We start from the raw sequence: 18,888 nt of genomic DNA on the forward strand, positions 1-18,888 counted from the left end.
TGCGGGAGAAGGATCTCGACTCCCTGGTGACCGTGTCCACGGCCGTGCGGGCCACAGGCCCGAGGACACATCTGGAGTGCCGGACCCTGCGGAATACTGAGTTCGGGATACCGACGGGCAAGGAGCGCGCGATGAGCGTCCCCGCGTGGGAGGCCCTGCCGGAGTGGATGCGGCCTCCGCGGCCCAGCGGGTGGGAGGCTGATGATCTCGATCATGCACCCGACCTGCCGCGCCACACCGAACTGATCGACGGGGCCCTGATCTTCATGATGTCTCCCCAGCGGTCCTGGCATGCCCGCGTTGTCGAAAACGTGACAAGGGCGCTCCGGGAGCAGGCTCCGCGGGGGTTCGACGCGGATCGGGAGATGACGATCCGTATCGACAGGAAGACGCGCCCCGAACCCGACGTCCTGGCCGTCACCGTGTCTTTCGATCCGGACCGGACGGGGTACCTGCCGGAGGAAGTCGCCCTGGTCGTCGGAGTCGTGTCCGACGAGTCCGAGGACCGCGACCGGGGTATCAAGCCGTTCAAATACGCCCAGGCGGGCATCCGGCACTACTGGCGTGTGGAGGACGAGAAGGGGCTTCCGGTCGTCCACGTCTACGAGCTCGACGAGACGACGCGGACCTATGTCGCCACAGGAATCCACCGCGAGCGTCTTACGGTCACCGTCCCCTTCGACATCGACATCGACCTGACCGCCCTGGTCCCGCGCAAGCGGTCCCCGAATGACGTCGACTGAAGGCCGAGCCGGACGAGTTGCGCGGACGGGTGGCACGATCGAGATCAACTCGTCCCTGTAGGGCATGTGTTCACAGCCGCACTTGGGCCGGTCTTGGGAATCCTTGACCGGCCCTTGGGGCGTTCGTGGTTACGCCGGTAATGGGCGAAGGCAAGCATCTACGCGGGTAGTTCCGCCGCCGCGCCCGTCCGATCGTGCCTCTAGAGCCCCAGGAGCCCTGAATGCCCGCCCTTCCCCTGAACCGCCGTGAGTTCGTGCAGAAGTCGGCCGTGACCGGCGCGGCGGTCGCCGTCGCCGGGACGCTCGGCACCGGCACCGCCGAGGCCGCCACCAAGAAGCCCGACTGCAAGCCCCGTACCTGGTCGTTCTCCGTTCTGGGCACCACCGACCTGCACAGTCACGTCTTCAACTGGGACTACTACACGAACGCCGCGTACAAGGACAGCAAGGGCAACACGTACGGCATCGCGCGGATCGCCACCCTCGTCAAGCAGTTGCGTGAGCAGAAGGGCGAGGACCGGGTCCTGCTCGTCGACGCCGGCGACATCATCCAGGGCACGTCCCTCGCGGCCTACTACGCGAACGTCGACCCCATCACCAAGGGCGTCAAGCACCCCATGGCGGTCGCCATGAACGAGATGCGCTACGACGCCGCCGCCCTCGGCAACCACGAGTTCAACTACGGCGTGGAGCTGCTGCGCACCTTCGAGAAGCAGTGCCACTTCCCGCTGCTCGGCGCCAACGCCCTGGACGCGAAGACGCTGAAGCCCGCGTTCCCGCCCTACACCGTCAAGCGGATCAGGGTGCCCGGCGCCCCGGACATCAAGGTCGGCATCCTCGGCCTCACCAACCCGGGCATCGCCCTGTGGGACAAGGACAACGTCTCCGGCAAGCTGGTCTTCCCGGGCCTGGTCGAGCAGGCGAAGAAGTACGTGCCCCGGCTGCGCGCCCTCGGCTGTGACGTCGTCTTCCTCACCGACCACTCCGGCCTGGACGGCTCGACCTCGTGGGGCGACGAACTCCCGTACGTGGAGAACGCCTCCAACCTGGTCGCCGAGCAGGTGCCGGGCATCGACGCGATCCTCGTCGGCCACACCCACGTCGACGTCCCCACCTACACCGTGAAGAACGAGGAGACCGGCGAGGACGTCCTCCTCTCCGAGCCGTACTGCTACGGCTACCGCCTCTCGGTCTTCGACTTCGAGCTGGAACTGGAGCACGGCCGCTGGAAGATCACCAGCAAGACCGCGACGACCCTGAACAGCAACACGGTCGACGAGGACCCGCGGATCACCGAACTCCTCACCGCGGACCACGACGCGGTGGTCAAGTACGTCAACACCGCGATCGGCACGTGCACCGAGGCGATGTCGACGGCGGAGGCCTGCTGGAAGGACGTCCCCGCCATCGACTTCATCCAGCAGGTCCAGATGGACGCGGTGAAGGCGGGCCTGTCGGCGGCCGACGCGGCGCTCCCGCTGATCTCGGTCGCCGCGTGCTTCAGCCGCACCGCCAGCATCCCGGCCGGTGACGTGACGATCCGCGATGTCGCGGGCCTCTACGTCTACGAGAACACCCTCTACGGCAAGAAGCTCACCGGCGCCCAGCTCAAGGACTACCTGGAGTACGCGGCGAAGTACTACCACCAGGTCCCGTCCGGCACGGCGGTCGACACCACGACCCTCACCAACGCCGACAGCTTCTGGGACTACATGTACGACATGGCGGCCGGCGTCTCCTACGAGATCGACATCGCGGCGGCCGAGGGCTCGCGCATCAAGAACCTGGCCTACAACGGCACCGCGGTCGCCGACGACCAGGTCTTCGTCGTCGCGGTGAACAACTACCGCGCCAACGGCGGCTCCGGCTACCCGCACATCGCCGCCGCCGAGACCGCGTACAGCTCCACCAACCAGGTCCGCGACCTGATGATCGCCTACGCCACGGCGAAGGGCACGATCGACCCGGCGGCCTTCGCAGCCGTCAACTGGAAACTGACGCAGGACGGCACGCCGGTGTTCTAGCGGTCGCTGTCTCCTGATTCGTGGCGGTTCCACCTCGTGTGGGACCGCCACTTTTTTATTTGCCGAATAAGCGGAACCTGTTAGTTCCCCCAGTGAATTCAACTCAGTCTGTGAAATCTTAAAGCTGTGAATTCTGAAGAATTTCGGAGGTGATTCGAAGTCGTTCTTCAGCCGCCTTTCACGCGTTGAGTGTCCACGTCGTTGTTGGTACTGTCCCTGGCGTCACAGCAGGCCAACGGGTGCTTCCCGTAAGGCCGCTGCGTTTTTACATGCCTTTCTCCACCCTGTCTCCAAAGGAGAGGTTCGTGAGCCGAGAAAGAACCCGTCAGGTGCGTACGCGACGGACTTGGCGGGGTGTGGCCGGTGCTGCCACGGCCATAGTCCTGGTCGGCGGCGGATTCGCCGTCGCCAATGCGTCGACCGAAGGGGCGCAGAAATCCGGCGTGGGCGTGCAGCGCCCCGTCAACAAGAACGCCAAGGGCGTCGCGGCCGTGGTCGCCGCCGCCAACGCGTTCCTCAACACGCTCACCACCGACCAGCAGTCCTCGACGCTGCTGGACTTCACCCAGGCGAACGCGACCGCCTGGTCGAACCTGCCGTGCGGCGCGTCCTGCCGCAACGGCATCGAGTTCAGCACCCTGACGGACGACCAGCTGGCCGCCGCCGAGCATGTGCTGAAGGTGGCGCTGGGCGACGGCAAGGACACCGGCTACGACCACGTCATGCAGACGCTCATGGCCGACGACGTGCTCGCCTCGGCGGAGGCCACCAGCACCGCGGGCGCGCCGACGGACGCTCCCTCGGCCGCCCCCTCCACCACGGCGACCGACACGGCGACCGACTCGGCCTCGGCGGACCCGAGTGCGACGGCGACGGACGTTCCCACGGACGCCCCCACCGGCGCCCCGCCGTCCGGCGGTGCCGGAGGCGGTGGCGGGTACGGCAGCGGTCTCTACTTCCTGTCGTTCCTGGGCACCCCGTCGGCGACCGGCACCTGGCAGCTCCACTTCGGCGGCCACCACACCGCCGTGAACATCACGTACAAGGACGGCAAGGTCTCCGGCGCCAGCCCCTATTTCACCGGCGTCGAGCCCTCCAGCTGGACCGCGGACGACGGCACCACGTACGCGCCGCTGGCGAAGTACCGCAACGGCATGCTCAAGCTGACCGCGAGCCTGACCACGGAGCAGCTGGCCGAGGCCAAGCTGTCCGAGTCGTTCAGCGACGTGCTGCTCGGCCCGAGCAAGGACGGCGACTTCCCGGAGACCAAGGAGGGCATCAAGGTCAGCGAGCTGTCGCCGAAGCAGAAGAAGCTAATCCTGGCGGCGATCGAGCCGTGGGTGTCCGTCGCGGACGAGGCCACGGCCGACAAGCTCATGAAGACGTACGCCAAGGAACTCGACCAGACGTACATCTCCTACTCCGGCGGCACGGGCCTGGACACCCAGGGCGACTACGTGCGCATCGACGGTCCCAGCGTGTGGATCGAGTTCGTCTGCCAGGACGGTGTCGTGTTCCGGGACAAGGTCCACTACCACACCGTGTACCGGGACCACACCCGCGACTACGGCGGCGAGTTCTCCTTCTCATGACCGGACCGCGACTCTGGCTGACCACAGTGCTCCGCCTGGTGGCCGGGATCGCGATCGCGGTACCGGCGGCGCTCCTCCTCGGGGCGTCGCCGGCCGCCGCGCATCCGATGCCGCACTCGGTGGTGCAGCTCGACGTGTACCAGTCCTCGGTCTCCGCCCGCCTGGAGCTGCCGGTCAGCGACTTCTCCCGGGCCAGCGGCATCGACCTCACCGACACAACCAAGGCCCGACTACCGTCCCGGGCCGCGGCGATCCGTACCTACCTGCTGAAGCACATCCACCCGACCACCACCCAGGGCAAGGCCTGGCGGGTGAGCATCGGCGCGCTGAGCCTCAGCCGCACCCAGCAGACCTCCACCGGCCCGTACCGCGAGCTGACCGCCAAGGCCACCTTCACCCCGCCGGCCGGCGCCGACGTACGCCACTTCACCTTCGACTACGACGTGATCGTCCACCAAGTCGTCACCCACGTGATCCTGGTGACGGTCCGTCAGGACTGGTCGGCCGGAAAGGTCGACGGCGAGGGCACCACCCAGGTCGGCACGATCGAACTCGACGTCCGGCACATGAAGGTCCCGCCCCTGAAGGTGGACCTCGGCGCCGGCAGCGCCTGGCGCGGCTTCGTCGCCATGCTCGAACTGGGCGGCAACCACATCCTCACCGGCACGGACCACCTGCTCTTCCTGCTGATCCTGCTGCTGCCCGCGCCGCTGTCCGCCACCGGCGGCCGCTGGACCGGCCTGGTGGGCCCCCGCAAGGCACTGGCCCGCATCGGAGGCATCACCCTCGCCTTCACCGCGGGCCACTCGGCCGCCCTGGCCGCGAGTTCCCTGGGCCGGCTCGACATCCCGTCCTGGCCGGTGGAGGCGTTCATCGCCGCGAGCATCCTGGTCGGTGCGATCCATGCGATACGGCCCCTGTTCCCCGGCCGGGAAGCAGTCGTGGCGGGCGTCTTCGGCCTCGGCCACGGCATGGCGTTCTCCTTCGTACTGGCCGAGATGCACCTGTCCACCGGCCAGTTGGTGACCAGCCTCCTCGGCTTCAACCTCGGCATCGAACTGGTCCAGCTCCTGCTGGTCTGCCTGGCCCTGCCGTCCCTGCTGGTCCTCGCCCGGCTGCGGGTCCAGCCCGCGTTGCGCCTGACCGGCGCGACGCTCACCGGTGTGGCGGCCCTCGGCTGGCTGGTCGACCGCCTCGGCCTGCCCAACCCCGTGGCCCGCGCGGCCGACAGCGCCGGTTCGCATACGACGCTGCTCCTGGTAGCCCTGGCGATCACGGCTCTCGCCGCGACCGCCTGGACCCTGACGACCCGCCTGCGCGCCCGTGCCCGGCCGGAGACCGCCGGAAGACCGCCTGTGCTCAGCCGCCCATGATGACGCCCGAGCCGTCGCTCTTACGCCGCGACCGCTTCGAGCCGGCCCGCAGGACCCCACCGGCCGCCAACGTCACCACGGCCAGAGCCCGCACCCACCACGGGCCACCACGGGCCGCCCACCAGACGCAGACGCAGCCGCCGATCACGGCGACGAGGAGGAGGGACAGCACGGCGATCATGTTCATGGCGGATCCTCACGGTCGGGGCGGTTCGGTCGGCGGCGGGATGCCGATCGGCCCCGCCGGACCGGAAGACGGCGAAAACGGCGGCCGGGGTTCCGGAGAAGGGGCCGTTGCACACGCGATTGAGTAGCCGTACTCAGGCGGAGTCCCGCGGGCGGGCGCGAGATTGGGAGCATGAGCCTTCCGCCGTCCCCGTACCCGCCGCCCTACGGCCCCGGGTTCCCGCCGCCGCACCCCTCGCCCTCGTCGGGCGGGCCCCTCCGGGTGGTCTTCGCCGTGGTGGCCGGGCTGCTGCTCGCCGCCGCGGTCGCCGTCAACGGGCTGCTGTCCTTCGGCATGCTGTTCGCCAGTGACAGCTGCGGCACCTCGGCCGGGACGGCGCGGTTCTGCGACGACTCCGGCGGGTGGATGCTCGTGGCGTTGTTCGGGCCGTGGGTCGCGCTGGCCGCCGCGGTGGTCACGGTCGTGCTCGGGGCGGTGCAGGCCCGGAGGCCGTGGACCGCCCTGGCAGTAGGCGTGCTCGTCTACGCGGCGGGGCCGGCACTGGCCCTGTTCACCGTCTTCGGTTGAGCGCTCCAGCTCCGCTGGGAGTGCCGCTGTGCGCTGTCGGTCGTCTGCGGCGCCGTCGTGGCTGGTCGCGCAGTTCCCCGCGCCCCTTAGGGGCGTTGCAGCAGCCGGGGATCGAGGTCTGTCACGGCGTCGGCGTAGTCCAGCCGGGCGGCTGCCGCCATGAGTTGCTCGTGCTCGTCCTGCCGGAGCGGGAGCCCGAACGCGTTGGCCGTGTTGACGAGGTAGTCGATGGCGAGCTCCGCCTCGTCGTTGACCACGAGGTTGCGCACCGAGCGGAGGGCCGGAAGGGCCTCGCCCCGATCCGAGGCGCGCCGCTCGACGGCGTCGACCACCGCCAGGATCTCGGCGTCCACGGGACCGCTCGCGCTCACTCGGCCGACTCCAGGAACGCGGCCCAGGTGGTGGGGGAGACGGTGAGGTGGGGGCCGCCGGGGCCGGTCTTGGAGTCGCGGATGTGGATGGCGTGGGGGCAGGGGGATATTTCGAGGCAATCGCCGCCGCTGTCGTTGCTGTACGACGACTTGCGCCAGGTGTAGGCGGTTTCGACGCAGTCGCCGCCCCCGCTGTCGCTGTAGCTCGACTTGAACCAACGCAGGGTGCTCGTCATGTCCGCTCTTCTCCTGCCAACTTCCGGATGAGGCTCAGCGAGTCGTCCGAGCTCAGTGCCTGGGTTCGGATCTTCGCATATCGGTGGGCGAGGCGAGCGACCTTCGCGGCATCGCTGACCAGCACACTTTCGTCCTCGATCTCCATGTAGACCAGGCGGTGGTGCTCCTTGGTCTCCACCAGTTTCATGTCGCCGCGTGCCCCCGCGTGTCCGGCCTTCAACCCCCGGTCCGTCGGCAGCACTTGGACACTCACATTGTCCCTCTGGGCGTCCTCCGCGAGCGACCGCAATTGGTCACGCAGCACCTCCCAGCTCCCGAACGGCCGCCGCAGCACCGACTCCTCCAGGATCACCTCGACCATGGCCGTCGGGTCTGCCCGGTCGAACAGCGCCCGCCGTGCCACCCGGGCCTCGACCAGTTCCTCCACCTTCTCCTCCGGCAGCTTCGGAAAGCCGCCGCCGATCAACGCCCGCGCGTACTCCGGCGTCTGGAACAGGCCGTCGACCACGAACGTCTGGTACGACGACAGCGTCACCGCCTCCTGCTCCACCAACGCGAAGTTCTTGAACTGGGCCGGATACTTGTCCAGCAGTACGAACTTGCGTGCCTTCTCGAAGATCCCGAGCCCGCCGCCGATCGCCTCCTCCAGCTTGGCGAGCATCTTGTCGCTGGCCGGCTGCGCGCCCGTCTCCATCGCGCTGATCGCGGAGCCGGTGTAGCCGATCCGCTTCCCCAATTCCTCCTGAGTCAGCTCCTGTTGCTCACGAAATGCCTTCGCGAGAGCGGCCAGGAGTTGTGCCGTGGCACCTGGCTCGGCCTTGTTCTCCGCCCGCGTCAATGCGGTCACCCCCGAACTCAAACGAACTCAAACGGTCACAACTACCGGACCCCGAATTCCCAGAGTTTGCAGCTCTTGACTCTGGGTTATGGCGACGGTAGCCGTACCTGCCGAAACTGGTCCCATGAACACGCAAAGTGACCCCTTAAACCTCGGCTGGCTGCCCGCCTCCGGCGTTCAACTCCGCAAGGCCGGCGTGCAGTTCGATGCCGTTCGTGTGGACGACGGGGCGTGGGGGCGGCGGCTCGCCGACCGGCTCGCGGAGATGACCGGGGGTGATCCCGGGCCCGTCATCGAGGTCGCGAGTGGGCGGCGGTGTGTGTACTTCCTCGTCGCCGCCGGGAGTACGGATCACCTGCCCTGGCCTGCGGAGGTGACCAGACTGACCGCCGTTCCGGCCCGGGTGTCGTACATCCCGATCCCCGCGCTGGACGACATGACCTGGCCGTTGTCGTGGCGCTACCGGCCGACCTGTCCCGACCGTTTCGTGCACACGCGACTGCTGCGGACCGCGCTTCACTCGCCGGAGTGAAATGCGTCAACAAGCGGACAGGAAAAAGGGATTCCGGCTTGCGCGCGGCGCTTTGCGTGGCCCTAAAGTCACGATCAACAGATTGCCCCCGCGGTGCGCCAACACCCGGGGGCTCGACACTGGAGACAGCCCTCCGATGCGCGTTCATCGTACGGCGCCGCTGCGCGCCTTCGCAGCCCTCGCCAACTCCCTTTCCCGGGACCGACGTCTGTCCTGGGGTGCGGTAGGCGTACTGGCGTACCTCTTGTGCCTTCCGAACGGCTGCTGGATCACGGAGCGGATCATCGCCGAGCGGCGCCGGGAAGGGTGCATGTCGGTCGTCGCCTCCCTGCGTGAACTGGAGGAACGCCGGTATCTGCGGCGGGTGGTGCGGCGGGACCCGGTGACCCGGCAGTACTCGACGGTCTGCGAGGTATTCGAGAGGCCGTACGAATGTGGCTCGCCAACGGGTGAATTGCAAAAAGTCCGTCCCGTGGCGGCCTAGAAACCAGAGAAAGGAACGTCGATGACTGTCACACTTGTACGCCCTGAGACGGTATACCGCCAGTATACTGTCCTCATGGCTGACACCACGATCAAGGTCGACCCCGCCGTCCGTGACCGCCTCCAGGAGCTCGCCCGGGAGCGCGGTATGAGCATGCGGGACCTCGTGGCGGAGCTGGCCGGGGCCACGCCCACCAAGGAAGAGCTGCGCAAGCGGTACGAGGAGACCAGGGCGTACGTCGAGGAGCACTTCCTTGGCAGGCCCTACACGGAAGAGGACGAGAAGGCCGGCGAAGAGTTGTGGGCCGACATCGAGTCCGGGCGTATCGGGGAGGTCCAGTGACCGAGGGGGAGCGGTACCCGCTGCCGCGTGCCGTCATCTTCGACGACACGGCGGCCCTGGCGCTCGGCGCCGGGAACAGCATGGCCTCGCGGCTCGTCGTGGAGGCCGAGAAGGATCCCGCGCTGCGGGTCTACATCCCCGCGGTGAGCCTGGCGGCCGCCGAGCGGGAGCGGGCCGGGGTCGCGGAGCACGTCGGCGCGCTGCCGTCCGTCAACATCGAAGGGCTCGACTTCGCGGCGGCCACCGCCGTGGGCAAGCGGCTGCGGGCGGCGGCGGGCGAGTCGGAGCAGGGCAAGGACGAACCCGACTGGAGCGGTGCCCATGTGCTGCACCTCGCCCTGCCGACCGTCGAGTGGCCGCGCGGCCGTCCCGTGCTGACCAGGACGCCGATGCGGTACCGGGGCACGGGCATCCGCACCATCCGTATCGTCGAGCAGAACTGACCCCGCCCGTCAGCTGAAGACGATCATCGAGCCCTGGGCCAGGCTCCGTGTCGCCGCCGCGTGCAGGCCCAGCCACACGTGGCGTTCGCGGGCGAAGGGGCTCGGGTCGTAGGGGGCCGGGACCGCCGGTTCCTCCAGGCCGGTGGGGGCCGAGGGGGGCTGCGGCGGGGCCGGGGGGTTCGCCGGGTCTATGCCGATCGACGGGGCGACGTACTCCAGCTCGCGCAGCAGGGCGTGGGAGGAGCCCAGCGGGCCGCCGCTCGCGAGGAGTTCGTCGCTGGAGAGAGGGCTCGGGAAGTCGACGGGGACGTAGGCGCCGGCGTGGTCGTAGTGCCAGACGAGGTGCGACTGCTGGGCCGTGGACTCGAACATCTCCAGGAGCTGCTCGTAGTCGCCGCCGAGGGCGTCCACGGGGGAGACGGGCAGGCCGCAGACCTGGAGGAGATAGGCGCGGCGGAGGAAATGGAGCGCGTCGTAGTCGAAGCCGGCCACCGGGGCGACCTCGCCGGACAGGCCCGGCATGTACTGGTACACCGGCACCGGTGGCAGCCCGGCCTCGGCGAGCACCTTGTTGTATTGCGCGAGTTCCTCGGCGAACGGGTTGTCCGGGGTGTGGCACAACACGTCGACGAGCGGTACCAGCCAGAGGTCACAGGCCAAAGAGGGCTCCTCGTATCAGCGCGTTCACAGTAAGTGCTCAGCCAGGTCGTCAGGGAAGAGTAATCGGTGCGGCACCGGTCAGCTCCCCCCGTGCAGGTCCCATACCCAGACCCCGCCCGTCCACCTACCGGGTTTTCCGGTCAGGTCCTCGACCGCCTGCCGCAGTTTGTCGTCGTTGGGCTGCGGGGCGACCACCAGGGCCCCCGCCTTCCAGTATGCGAAGTCCGTTTTCGCCTGCGCCCGCCAGTTCTTGCCGATCACCGGCACCTTCCCGGTGTAGCGGACGTCCCGCAGCATGTCGGAGGTGTAGCGCGGGACGGCACCGTAGATCCCGATGCGATCGGCGCCGTAGGGACCGTTGAAGTATCCGCCGGGGAGCTTGAAGCCGAGACCGGCCGCCGTCTGCCAGTGCAGGGCCTCCGCGTAGCCGGGGTCGGGGAGCGGGACCGGGACGAGGGACTCGCCCCTGCCCACGTACGACTTCCACAGCCCGCTCGTGATGAACTCCGGGACCGCCTCGCGCTGCACGGACTTGAGCGGCGCCGGAACGATCGGCAGCAGGGCCAGCGCCACCGCGAGGAGACCGAAGTACTGGACGCCGATCCGCCGCGTGGCCAGCACCTTCTCCAGCAGCACGGCCAGGAGGACGCCCAGCGCGGGTGCGCAGACCATCGCCACCCGGCCCTCGATCACCGACTCGAAGAGGGGCAGCTTCCGCACCAGCGCCCACGGGCCCGGATACACCGTCTCCGTCAGCGGGATGCGGATCTTCGGGCCCATCGACAGCACCGCGGCGGCCACCGAGGTGAACGCCAGCGCCTTGACCAGCGGCCGCTCCCACAGTCGTACGGCGATCCCGAAGGCGAGCAGGATCAACGGCCAGCCGTAGAAGGCGTTCTGCTCGGTGGGGTTGAGGGACAGCTCGTTGGCGCGGGCCGCGTTTCCGTAGAGCAGGGAGCGCTCGGCGAAGGCGAGGAGCGAGAGCGGGCTGTTTCCGGCGTTGTCGCCGTGCAGGACGCTGTGATAGCTCTGCGGGCCCGTGAACTGCCAGTAGAGGGGGTACGCGACCAGCGGGAGACAGACCGCGCCGGCGATCAGCAGGCCCTTGCCGAGGGGGCGCCAGGCCTCCCTCGCCACCTCCGGTCGTACGGCCGCGTACGCCCCGGCGAACAGCGTCATCCCCAGCGCCGCCAGCAGGAACGGCTCCTCGCCCAGGAACACCTGGTACGCCGCCATCAGCCCGAGCACGATCCCGTCCCGCCGCACCCGGGCGCCCGAGGCGAGGCGCAGGGCGCGGTCGATGATCAGCGGGATCATGAAGAGGATGACGAAGTTGGGGTGCGCGTTGGCGTGGCTGACCATCGGCGGTGCGAAGGCCGCGAGGGCGGCGCCGACGAAGGCGGCACCCCGCTGCCGTACCACCCGCTTCACGATCAGCCAGTACCAGGCGACGGCGGTCGCGGCGAGGCCGAGGGCCATGCAGACGCTCAGGGAGACCGCCGGTCCCGCTATGAGCGTGAGCGGGGCGAAGGGGACGGAGGCGCCCAGCATGACCGTGTTGGCCATCAGGTTGACGCCGTCGGGGAAGCCCTGGAGGTCGGAGAAGAGCGGGTTGCGGAAGTGCGCGACGCTGTCCGCCGTCACCGCGAAGAACCACTCCCACTGGTTCTGGTCCTGGAGGGAGTCGGTGAGATAGCGGTGGTCCGGGTCGAAGAAACGGCCCGAGTACAACGCCACGGACATCAGCAGGAAGAGGACCGGGACCAGGAGGTCGGCCGGGCGCAGCCGGCGGACGCGGAGAAGGGCCAGATCCGCGAGGACCCTCGGGTAGGCCAGCGGGCCGACCTTCGAGCCGGGCCGGTGGCTCCAGCGGACCGGGACCTCGGCGATCGGGTGGCCGCCCTGGTGCAGGTGCTGGAGGACCTCGACGTCGATGCCCCAGCCGTCGAGCCGGGAGTCGGCGAAGGCCTCGCGGGCCAGGTCGCCGTCGAAGAGCTTGAAACCGCACTGGGTGTCCCGGATGCCGGGCACGGCGGTGGCGCGTATCAGCAGGTTCCCCGCCCGCCCCAGCAGCTCGCGCAGCCGGTGCTGGTGGTCGGTTATCTCCGCGCCCGGCACCGCACGCGAGCCGATCGCCGCCGCGTTGCCCTCGCTGAGCGCCTTGTCCAGCCGCTCCAACTCCTCGATCGGGGCGGCGAGATCGGCGTCGGTGACCAGGACCCGGCCGCCGCCGCTCGCGGCGACACCGAGACGCAGTGCGTTGCCCTTGCCCCGGTTGCGCTCACCGGCGACCAGCCGGACGCGCGGGTGCCGTAAGGCGGCGACCTCGCGCGTCCCGTCGGTCGAGCCGTCGTCGGAGACGATCACTTCCCAGGAGCCGAAGCGGCTCTCGTTGTCGGCGAGGTAGCGGGTGACGGCGTCGAGCGTCGGCCCGAGCCGCTCCTCCTCGTTGTACGCGGGGATGACGACGGAAAGATCGACGGTCTCCCCGTCCACATCCTGCTCCGTGGGCGCGGTCATCCGTTCTCCGCCAGTCGCTCGATCAGGGCGATGGAGTGCGTGTTGTACGCGGCGACGATCCCCCGGGCGGCCTCCGCGTCCCGGTGGGACAGCGCGTCGACCAACTCGGTGTGCCGGGACCAGAGATACCCGCGTAGATCGGGCAGCCGCCGTAGGTGCTGCACCGCGCACACCCAGGACTGCACGCGCAGCCGGTGCAGGAAGTCGCCGAGGTAGGGGTTGCCGAACAGGGCCGACAGCTCGCGCCAGAAGCGGAGGTCGTAGCCGATGAGGATGGTGAGGTCGCCGGCGGCCGCGGCGCGCTGCGCCTCCTCGCCGCGCCGCCGGACCGTGGCCAGCGCGGCCGCCACCCGTGGGTCGTCCGGGTCCTTGAAGGCGCGGTGGTGGCCCTCGACGAGGGACTGGAACATGCCGTCGGTGACCAGGCTGCGGGCCTCGATCATGCCCCGGTAGTCGGCGAGCGAGTACTCCGGCACCCGGAAGCCGCGGTGCTGGTCGGCGTCGAGGATGCCCTGCGCGGACAGGTCGACCAGGGCCTCGCGGACCGGCGTGGCGGAGACCCCGTACTGCTCGGCGATCTCCTTGACCGTGAACTCCCGGCCCGGCTGGAGCCGCCCGGCGAGCACCTCGTCACGGAGCGCGTCCGCGATCTGCTGGCGCAGGGTACTGCGGGTCACAGCGCCGTTGCCGGGCATCGTCGGGTGCCTCTCCTCACGCGTGCGGGTGACGTGCTCGCTTACATGTACATCTACGAGCACGCCACCTTACGCGTTCGGGTTGCTCCCGTAATCCTTCCGTCTCCTTGAAACGCCCCGTACGAGGCGCCCCGTAAGGGGCGCGGGGCTGAGACATTTGCGGCTCCGCCGCGTGGGCGCGACCAGCCCCCACCGGCCGGCAGCCGAAACGCGCCCTCAGCCCACCGTGTACTCGTCGGCCACACTCAACGCGGCGTCCAGTGCCGCGAGGCCCTCCTTCAGCTCCGCCTCGGAGACATTGCACGGCGGCACGACATGCGTCCGGTTCATGTTCACGAACGGCCACAGCCCCTGCTGCTTCGCGGCGGAGCCGAACGCGGCCATCGGCGCATTCGCCTCGCCGGCCGCGTTGTACGGCACGAGCGGCTCCCGGGTCTCCTTGTCCTTCACCAGGTCGAGCGCCCAGAACATGCCGACACCGCGCACCTCGCCGACGCACGGGTGCCGCTCGGCGAGCGCCGCGAGCGCGGGCCCGACGACCTCGGCACCGAGCCGCTTGGCGTTCTCGACCACCCCCTCCTCCGCCATCACGTTGATGGTGGCGACGGCGGCGGCACAGGCCAGCGGATGCCCGGAGTACGTCAGCCCGCCCGGGTAGGGCCGCTTGCCGAAGGTCTCGGCGATCTTCTCGCTGATGGCGACGCCGCCGAGCGGCACATACCCGCTGTTCACGCCCTTGGCGAAGGTCATCAGGTCCGGTACGACCCCGAACAGGTCGGCGGCGAACCACTCGCCGGTCCGCCCGAACCCGGCCATGACCTCGTCGAGGACGAAGACGATCCCGTACTTGTCGCAGATCTCGCGGACACCGGCCAGATACCCGGCGGGCGGCACCATGATCCCGGCGGTGCCGGGAACGGTCTCCAGGACGATCGCGGCGACCGTACCCGGCCCCTCGAACGCGATCGTGGTCTCCAGGTGCTCCAGCGCCCGCGCGGTCTCCTGCTCCTCCGTCTCCGCGTAGAAACGGGAGCGGTAGAGGAAGGGCGCCCAGAAGTGCACGACGCCGGCGGCGGCGCCGTCGGAGGGCCAGCGGCGGGGGTCGCCGGTGATGTTGATCGCCTGCTGGGTGCCGCCGTGGTACGACCGGTAGGCGGACAGCACCTTGGGGCGTCCCGTGTGCAGCCGCGCCATCCGCACCGCGTGCTCGACGGCGTCCGCGCCCCCGTTGGTGAAGAAGATCTTGTCGAGGTCCCCGGGGGTCCGCTCGGCGATCAGCCGGGCCGCCTCCGAGCGCGCCTCGACGGCGAAGGCGGGTGCGAAGGTCGTCATCTTCGCGGCCTGCTCCTGGATGGCCGCGACGACCTTCGGGTGCTGGTAGCCGATGTTGGTGAAGACCAGCCCGCTGGTGAAGTCCAGGTACCGCCGGCCGTCGTAGTCCCAGAAGTACGACCCCTCGGCGCCGGCCACGGCGAGCGGGTCGATGAGGTCCTGCGCGGACCAGGAGTGGAACACATGCGCACGGTCGGCGGCCTTGACGGCGACACCGACCTCGGGGCTGGGCTGAGGGGTCATGCCGGGGAGCGTAGGAGCGGGGGGTACGGGCGCGGTATCGGCGACTTGTTCCGTGGACAGGGGGATTCCGCGACAGGTTGTCCACAGGCGGTGGACGGAGTGGAGCGGGTGATGTCCGTTTGTGCCGGAAGCGCCGGAGCCTGTTACGTAACCGTAGACATGGCGTGGCCGGGCTCCTGGAACGGCCGCATTATTCTCGGCTCGATCACAAGTGTGTGGGAGGGGCGGGTCTGCCATGGAGAAGCTGGGGCCGGGGGATCCGCAGCACATCGGGGGATACCGGTTGCTCGCGCGGCTGGGTGCGGGCGGGATGGGGCAGGTGTATCTCGCCCGGTCGGAGCGCGGCCGTACCGTCGCCGTGAAGCTGGTGCGCGCGGAGCTGGCCGAGCGCGAGGAGTTCCGGGCCCGTTTCCGCCAGGAGGTGCGCAACGCCCAGCGGGTCGGCGGCTTCTGGACCGCACCCGTCCTGGACGCCGACACCGAGGCCGCCGTGCCCTGGGTGGCCACCGGCTATGTCGCCGGACCGAGCCTGCAACGGGTCGTCGAGCACGACCACGGTCCCCTGCCCGAGCGATCGGTACGCATCCTCGCCGCCGGCCTCGCGCACGCGCTCGCCAACATCCACTCGGCCGGGATAGTCCACCGCGACCTCAAGCCGTCCAACGTGATGCTCACCATAGAGGGGCCCCGGGTCATCGACTTCGGCATCGCCCGGGCGCTGGAGACCCAGCCAGGCGAGGGGCTCACCCAGACCGGCTCGCTCGTCGGCTCGCCCGGCTTCATGGCCCCCGAGCAGGTGCGCGGCGACCGGATCACGCCGGCCTCCGACATCTTCTGCCTCGGCTCGGTCCTCGCCTACGCGGCCACCGGCCGTCTCCCGTTCGGCTCCACCGAGGGCGGCGAACACGCCCTGCTCTTCCGGATCGCCCAGGAGGAACCCGACCTGTCGGCGATCCCCGAGGGCATCGCCGACGTGGTCCGCGACTGCCTGCGGAAGGACCCGGCGTCCCGTCCCTCGCTGGACGCGATCCTGGCGCGGACGGGGGCGGGCGACACGGTCGACCAGGGCCGGTCGAGAGACCCCTGGCTGCCGGGGGCACTGGTGGCCCAGCTGGGACGCCACGCGGTGGAACTCCTGGAGGCGGAGGACCCGACCCTGCACGGGTCCTTGGCGGAAGCGCCGGCAACAACCCCTCAAAAAGGGGCAACGAACCAATGGGCGCAAGGGCCAACCCCCCAAGGGGCGCGGGGAACTGCGCGATCAGCCACAAATAACCCGCAGCCGACACCCAACCCGCAGTCCCCGGAACACGCCCCCGCCCACCCCGCATACGGCTACCCGAACCAACCTCACCAGCACCCCCAGCCCCAGTCGCAGCCGTACAACCCCTACACCGCCGTCACCGCACCGGAACCCACCCCGGAGCCCACCCCCTTCTACACACCCCCACCCCCGCTCTACGACCCCACCCCCGCCGACGAGCCGCGCCGTACCGGTCGTTCCACCGCCCTGCTCGTCACCATCGCCCTGATCGTGCTGCTGGCCGCGGGCGGCTCCGTCTACGCGCTCATGAACAGCGGCGGCGACGGCGACAGCGCGAACGGCAACGTCTCCGACACCCCGTCGGCCACCGCCCCCACCACCTCCGGGGAACCGACGCCCACCCAGTCGTCGCCCTCCTCCTCGGCCACCGCCAAGGGCACCGTCCCCGCCGCCTTCCTCGGCACCTGGACCACCGCGATAGACAACTCCACCGGCCACAACACCCGTGAACTCACCATCCGCCAGGGCGCGGTGGGCGACCCGGTGCTCACCCTCGTCGCCGACGGACCCGGCTACCACTGCGTGTTCGGCGCGAAGCTCGCCGAACGGCCGGGCTCCTCGGGCCCGTTGGAGATCGGCCCGTCCACGGTCACGTCCGGCAAGCCCCGTTCGTCGTGCTCCGCCGGAGACGCCACCGAGGTGACCCTGTTGTCGGACGGCAGGCTGAAGCGGGTGAAGAAGGACGGCAGCGAGAGCCTGACGTACAGCAAGCGGTGAAATCCCGTTCCCTGTGAGGTAGTTGAACGTACGGCGAACTTCCGCCCGGCTGACCGGATTGTCCCTGCGCACGTTCCGCCCGGCCCTTACGGTGACCCCATCATCCGGCTCCGGGGAGTGGCGGGGGCACCCACATGGAGTGGCTGAGCGCGGAGAACATCGTGGCCGTCGGCACCGCGGTGCTCGGCATCGTCGCGTCGGCGGGCATCTTCTGGTACGAGCGACGCGTCCCGCGCCGCAAACGCATCGGCTACCGCGTGCAGATGGACAGTCCGATAGGCGACGACGCCCGCGCCGGCCGGATCGGCAGACGCCTGGGCCTCTTCGACGAGGCCCCGGACATGGCCGGCGCCACCCTCGTCCTGCTGCGGATCGAGAACGACGGCTCCCAGGGCATCGGCCGCGACGACTACACCAGCCCCGAACCGCACGGCCTCACCGCGGTGTTCACCGACCGGATGATCCGGGGCGTCTCGGTCACGCAGACCGACAGCGACCACCTCATGGCGCACTTCACCGCGGAACGCGGCTTCGGCTACACCGGCAGCACCCTGCGCATCCCGCGCGTCCCGCTCAACCACGGCGAGCACTTCAAACTGCTCGTGCTGCTGTCGGGCGGTGACGTCGGCCGGGACATCAAGGTCATCGGCGGTCTCCACGACGGCGAGGTGCACAGCAACCGCAGCGCCACCCCGGACGACGTCACGCCCCTGTTCAGCCGCGCCTCCCGGCTGATCACCATCATGCTGACGCTCAGTGTCCTCACCCTCGCCACGATCGTCGTGGCCCGCGACGACAACCCGCCGCCGATCGGCTGCGCCAAGGGCTCGCTGCAGGTCATCGGCTCGACCGCCTTCGCCCCCGTGATGCAGGACGCGGCGAGGACGTACGAGAAGCAGTGCGAGGGTTCGTCGATCACCGTGGACGCGCACGGCTCGACGGCCGGGGTCAGGGAGCTGGACAGCGCCGGGGTCGTGTGGTCGAAGAAGAGCTCCCCGCCGGTCGTGGCCCTCTCGGACGGCCCCAAGCCCGCGGACATGCCCGAACTGAAGGAGAACCGGGTCGCCCTGGTGGTCTTCGCGCTGGTCGTGAACGACGACCTGAAGCTGACGGACCTCTCCACCGCGGACGTACGACGGCTGTACCGCGGCGAGATCACCGACTGGAAGCAGCTGGGCGGGCCCGACCTGCCGGTGAAGCTGGTCAGCCGGGACGCCAACTCCGGTACCCGGCAGGTCTTCCAGCGGCGGATACTGGGGCGCGGCGAGATCGCCAACTCCTCCGTCGACTGCGTCCACAAGGACGACCCGACGGCGAAGGTGATCCGCTGCGAGCTGGACTCGACCGACCAGGTGCTGTCGGAGGTGGCCGAGCTGAAGGGCGCGATCGGCTATGCCGAGCTGAACGTGGCGGCCGGGGCGAAGGGGCTGCACGTGCTGTCCCTGGACCACAACGCCCCGTCCGTGGAGGCGATCGAGCGCGGCGCGAGTCCGTATCCGTACCGGGAGATCGAGTACGCGTACACGTACGGGCAGCCGGTGTCCGGCTCCCTGGCGTCGAGCTTCCTGGCGTACGTCATGAAGGGGAGCGGCGAGGACGAGATCCGCGCGCATGGGCATGTGCCGTGTTACACGCCGGTGGGGATGAAGCTCTGCGCCTGAGCG

19 protein-coding genes are annotated in these 18,888 nt (G+C 69.5%); 11 read left to right on the forward strand and 8 right to left on the reverse strand.

Annotation, left to right across the window (positions count from 1 at the left end; genetic code table 11):
• Positions 1-131: 131 nt before the first annotated feature.
• The 4 genes from AB0D85_RS30010 (at position 132) to AB0D85_RS30025 (ending at position 5,732) form a co-directional block, all read left to right on the forward strand.
• Positions 132-743 (forward strand): Uma2 family endonuclease, encoded by a 612-nt coding sequence (locus AB0D85_RS30010; RefSeq protein ID WP_362327326.1) that lies wholly within the window; start codon positions 132-134, stop codon positions 741-743.
• Positions 744-964: 221 nt separating this feature from the next.
• On the forward strand, positions 965-2,767 hold the full coding sequence (locus tag AB0D85_RS30015) for a 5'-nucleotidase C-terminal domain-containing protein (protein WP_362326897.1): 1,803 nt from the start codon (positions 965-967) through the stop codon (positions 2,765-2,767).
• 305 nt (positions 2,768-3,072) lie between these two features.
• On the forward strand, positions 3,073-4,359 hold the full coding sequence (locus AB0D85_RS30020) for a DUF3500 domain-containing protein (RefSeq protein ID WP_362326900.1): 1,287 nt from the start codon (positions 3,073-3,075) through the stop codon (positions 4,357-4,359).
• Entirely contained in the window at positions 4,356-5,732 is a 1,377-nt protein-coding gene (locus tag AB0D85_RS30025; RefSeq protein WP_362326902.1) for a HupE/UreJ family protein, read from the forward strand. The genes AB0D85_RS30020 and AB0D85_RS30025 overlap by 4 nt, the downstream gene beginning before the upstream one ends.
• Here AB0D85_RS30025 and AB0D85_RS30030 read toward each other — a convergent pair.
• The gene (locus AB0D85_RS30030) at positions 5,719-5,919 is read right to left on the reverse strand and encodes a hypothetical protein (RefSeq protein WP_362326904.1); all 201 of its coding nucleotides are present in this window, start codon (positions 5,917-5,919) and stop codon (positions 5,719-5,721) included. The genes AB0D85_RS30025 and AB0D85_RS30030 overlap by 14 nt on opposite strands.
• Positions 5,920-6,090: 171 nt before the next feature.
• Between AB0D85_RS30030 and AB0D85_RS30035 the strand changes: the two genes are divergently transcribed.
• Positions 6,091-6,486 carry a hypothetical protein gene (locus AB0D85_RS30035; protein ID WP_362326906.1) on the forward strand — a complete coding sequence of 132 codons (396 nt, stop codon included), beginning with the start codon at positions 6,091-6,093 and terminating at the stop codon, positions 6,484-6,486.
• Between the two features lie 86 nt (positions 6,487-6,572).
• Here the strand turns inward: AB0D85_RS30035 and AB0D85_RS30040 are convergent, their stop codons facing one another.
• From AB0D85_RS30040 to AB0D85_RS30050, 3 genes are read right to left on the reverse strand one after another with little or no spacing between them, the layout of a single operon-like run.
• Positions 6,573-6,857, reverse strand: a complete 285-nt coding sequence (locus tag AB0D85_RS30040; protein WP_362326908.1) for a hypothetical protein — start codon at positions 6,855-6,857, stop codon at positions 6,573-6,575.
• Complete coding sequence (locus tag AB0D85_RS30045; protein ID WP_362326909.1) at positions 6,854-7,093, reverse strand: DUF397 domain-containing protein; 240 nt, start codon at positions 7,091-7,093, stop codon at positions 6,854-6,856. Before AB0D85_RS30045 ends, AB0D85_RS30040 begins: the two co-directional genes overlap by 4 nt.
• Positions 7,090-7,941 (reverse strand): helix-turn-helix transcriptional regulator, encoded by an 852-nt coding sequence (locus tag AB0D85_RS30050; protein WP_362326910.1) that lies wholly within the window; start codon positions 7,939-7,941, stop codon positions 7,090-7,092. Before AB0D85_RS30050 ends, AB0D85_RS30045 begins: the two co-directional genes overlap by 4 nt.
• 115 nt (positions 7,942-8,056) lie before the next feature.
• On the opposite strand from AB0D85_RS30050, the gene AB0D85_RS30055 reads away from it, so the two are divergent.
• The 4 genes from AB0D85_RS30055 (at position 8,057) to AB0D85_RS30070 (ending at position 9,733) form a co-directional block, all read left to right on the forward strand.
• Complete coding sequence (locus AB0D85_RS30055) at positions 8,057-8,464, forward strand: hypothetical protein (protein WP_362326911.1); 408 nt, start codon at positions 8,057-8,059, stop codon at positions 8,462-8,464.
• A 136-nt stretch (positions 8,465-8,600) separates the two neighbouring features.
• Positions 8,601-8,948 carry a hypothetical protein gene (locus tag AB0D85_RS30060; protein ID WP_362326912.1) on the forward strand — a complete coding sequence of 116 codons (348 nt, stop codon included), beginning with the start codon at positions 8,601-8,603 and terminating at the stop codon, positions 8,946-8,948.
• Positions 8,949-9,023: 75 nt separating this feature from the next.
• Positions 9,024-9,290, forward strand: a complete 267-nt coding sequence (locus AB0D85_RS30065; RefSeq protein WP_362326915.1) for a hypothetical protein — start codon at positions 9,024-9,026, stop codon at positions 9,288-9,290.
• Positions 9,287-9,733 (forward strand): hypothetical protein, encoded by a 447-nt coding sequence (locus AB0D85_RS30070; RefSeq protein WP_362326917.1) that lies wholly within the window; start codon positions 9,287-9,289, stop codon positions 9,731-9,733. The genes AB0D85_RS30065 and AB0D85_RS30070 overlap by 4 nt, the downstream gene beginning before the upstream one ends.
• Positions 9,734-9,742: 9 nt before the next feature.
• Here AB0D85_RS30070 and AB0D85_RS30075 read toward each other — a convergent pair whose 3' ends face one another.
• The 4 genes from AB0D85_RS30075 to AB0D85_RS30090 form a co-directional block, all read right to left on the reverse strand.
• Positions 9,743-10,393 (reverse strand): hypothetical protein, encoded by a 651-nt coding sequence (locus AB0D85_RS30075; RefSeq protein WP_362326920.1) that lies wholly within the window; start codon positions 10,391-10,393, stop codon positions 9,743-9,745.
• A 78-nt stretch (positions 10,394-10,471) separates the two neighbouring features.
• The gene (locus tag AB0D85_RS30080) at positions 10,472-12,913 is read right to left on the reverse strand and encodes a dolichyl-phosphate beta-glucosyltransferase (RefSeq protein WP_362326923.1); all 2,442 of its coding nucleotides are present in this window, start codon (positions 12,911-12,913) and stop codon (positions 10,472-10,474) included.
• Positions 12,910-13,608 (reverse strand): GntR family transcriptional regulator, encoded by a 699-nt coding sequence (locus tag AB0D85_RS30085; protein WP_362326926.1) that lies wholly within the window; start codon positions 13,606-13,608, stop codon positions 12,910-12,912. The genes AB0D85_RS30080 and AB0D85_RS30085 overlap by 4 nt, the downstream gene beginning before the upstream one ends.
• A gap of 216 nt (positions 13,609-13,824) precedes the next feature.
• Positions 13,825-15,183 (reverse strand): aspartate aminotransferase family protein, encoded by a 1,359-nt coding sequence (locus AB0D85_RS30090; protein ID WP_362326929.1) that lies wholly within the window; start codon positions 15,181-15,183, stop codon positions 13,825-13,827.
• A gap of 235 nt (positions 15,184-15,418) precedes the next feature.
• Between AB0D85_RS30090 and AB0D85_RS30095 the strand changes: the two genes are divergently transcribed.
• Entirely contained in the window at positions 15,419-17,224 is a 1,806-nt protein-coding gene (locus AB0D85_RS30095) for a protein kinase (protein ID WP_362326932.1), read from the forward strand.
• Between the two features lie 134 nt (positions 17,225-17,358).
• The gene (locus tag AB0D85_RS30100; protein ID WP_362326935.1) at positions 17,359-18,885 is read left to right on the forward strand and encodes a substrate-binding domain-containing protein; all 1,527 of its coding nucleotides are present in this window, start codon (positions 17,359-17,361) and stop codon (positions 18,883-18,885) included.
• Positions 18,886-18,888: the final 3 nt, after the last annotated feature.

It is taken from the genome of Streptomyces sp. NPDC048277 (genome assembly GCF_040652235.1).
GTDB lineage: Bacteria > Actinomycetota > Actinomycetes > Streptomycetales > Streptomycetaceae > Streptomyces.

Excerpts from the sequence above, each read along its gene's own strand:
- AB0D85_RS30080 (WP_362326923.1), bottom strand. The coding sequence starts at position 12,913 with ATGACCGCGCCCACGGAGCAGGATGTGGACGGGGAGACCGTCGATCTT.
- AB0D85_RS30055 (WP_362326911.1), top strand. The coding sequence starts at position 8,057 with ATGAACACGCAAAGTGACCCCTTAAACCTCGGCTGGCTGCCCGCCTCC.
- AB0D85_RS30045 (WP_362326909.1), bottom strand. The coding sequence starts at position 7,093 with ATGACGAGCACCCTGCGTTGGTTCAAGTCGAGCTACAGCGACAGCGGG.
- AB0D85_RS30100 (WP_362326935.1), top strand. The coding sequence starts at position 17,359 with ATGGAGTGGCTGAGCGCGGAGAACATCGTGGCCGTCGGCACCGCGGTG.
- AB0D85_RS30010 (WP_362327326.1), top strand. The coding sequence starts at position 132 with ATGAGCGTCCCCGCGTGGGAGGCCCTGCCGGAGTGGATGCGGCCTCCG.
- AB0D85_RS30030 (WP_362326904.1), bottom strand. The coding sequence starts at position 5,919 with ATGAACATGATCGCCGTGCTGTCCCTCCTCCTCGTCGCCGTGATCGGC.
- AB0D85_RS30060 (WP_362326912.1), top strand. The coding sequence starts at position 8,601 with ATGCGCGTTCATCGTACGGCGCCGCTGCGCGCCTTCGCAGCCCTCGCC.
- AB0D85_RS30090 (WP_362326929.1), bottom strand. The coding sequence starts at position 15,183 with ATGACCCCTCAGCCCAGCCCCGAGGTCGGTGTCGCCGTCAAGGCCGCC.
- AB0D85_RS30065 (WP_362326915.1), top strand. The coding sequence starts at position 9,024 with ATGGCTGACACCACGATCAAGGTCGACCCCGCCGTCCGTGACCGCCTC.
- AB0D85_RS30095 (WP_362326932.1), top strand. The coding sequence starts at position 15,419 with ATGGAGAAGCTGGGGCCGGGGGATCCGCAGCACATCGGGGGATACCGG.
- AB0D85_RS30015 (WP_362326897.1), top strand. The coding sequence starts at position 965 with ATGCCCGCCCTTCCCCTGAACCGCCGTGAGTTCGTGCAGAAGTCGGCC.
- AB0D85_RS30085 (WP_362326926.1), bottom strand. The coding sequence starts at position 13,608 with ATGCCCGGCAACGGCGCTGTGACCCGCAGTACCCTGCGCCAGCAGATC.
- AB0D85_RS30035 (WP_362326906.1), top strand. The coding sequence starts at position 6,091 with ATGAGCCTTCCGCCGTCCCCGTACCCGCCGCCCTACGGCCCCGGGTTC.
- AB0D85_RS30025 (WP_362326902.1), top strand. The coding sequence starts at position 4,356 with ATGACCGGACCGCGACTCTGGCTGACCACAGTGCTCCGCCTGGTGGCC.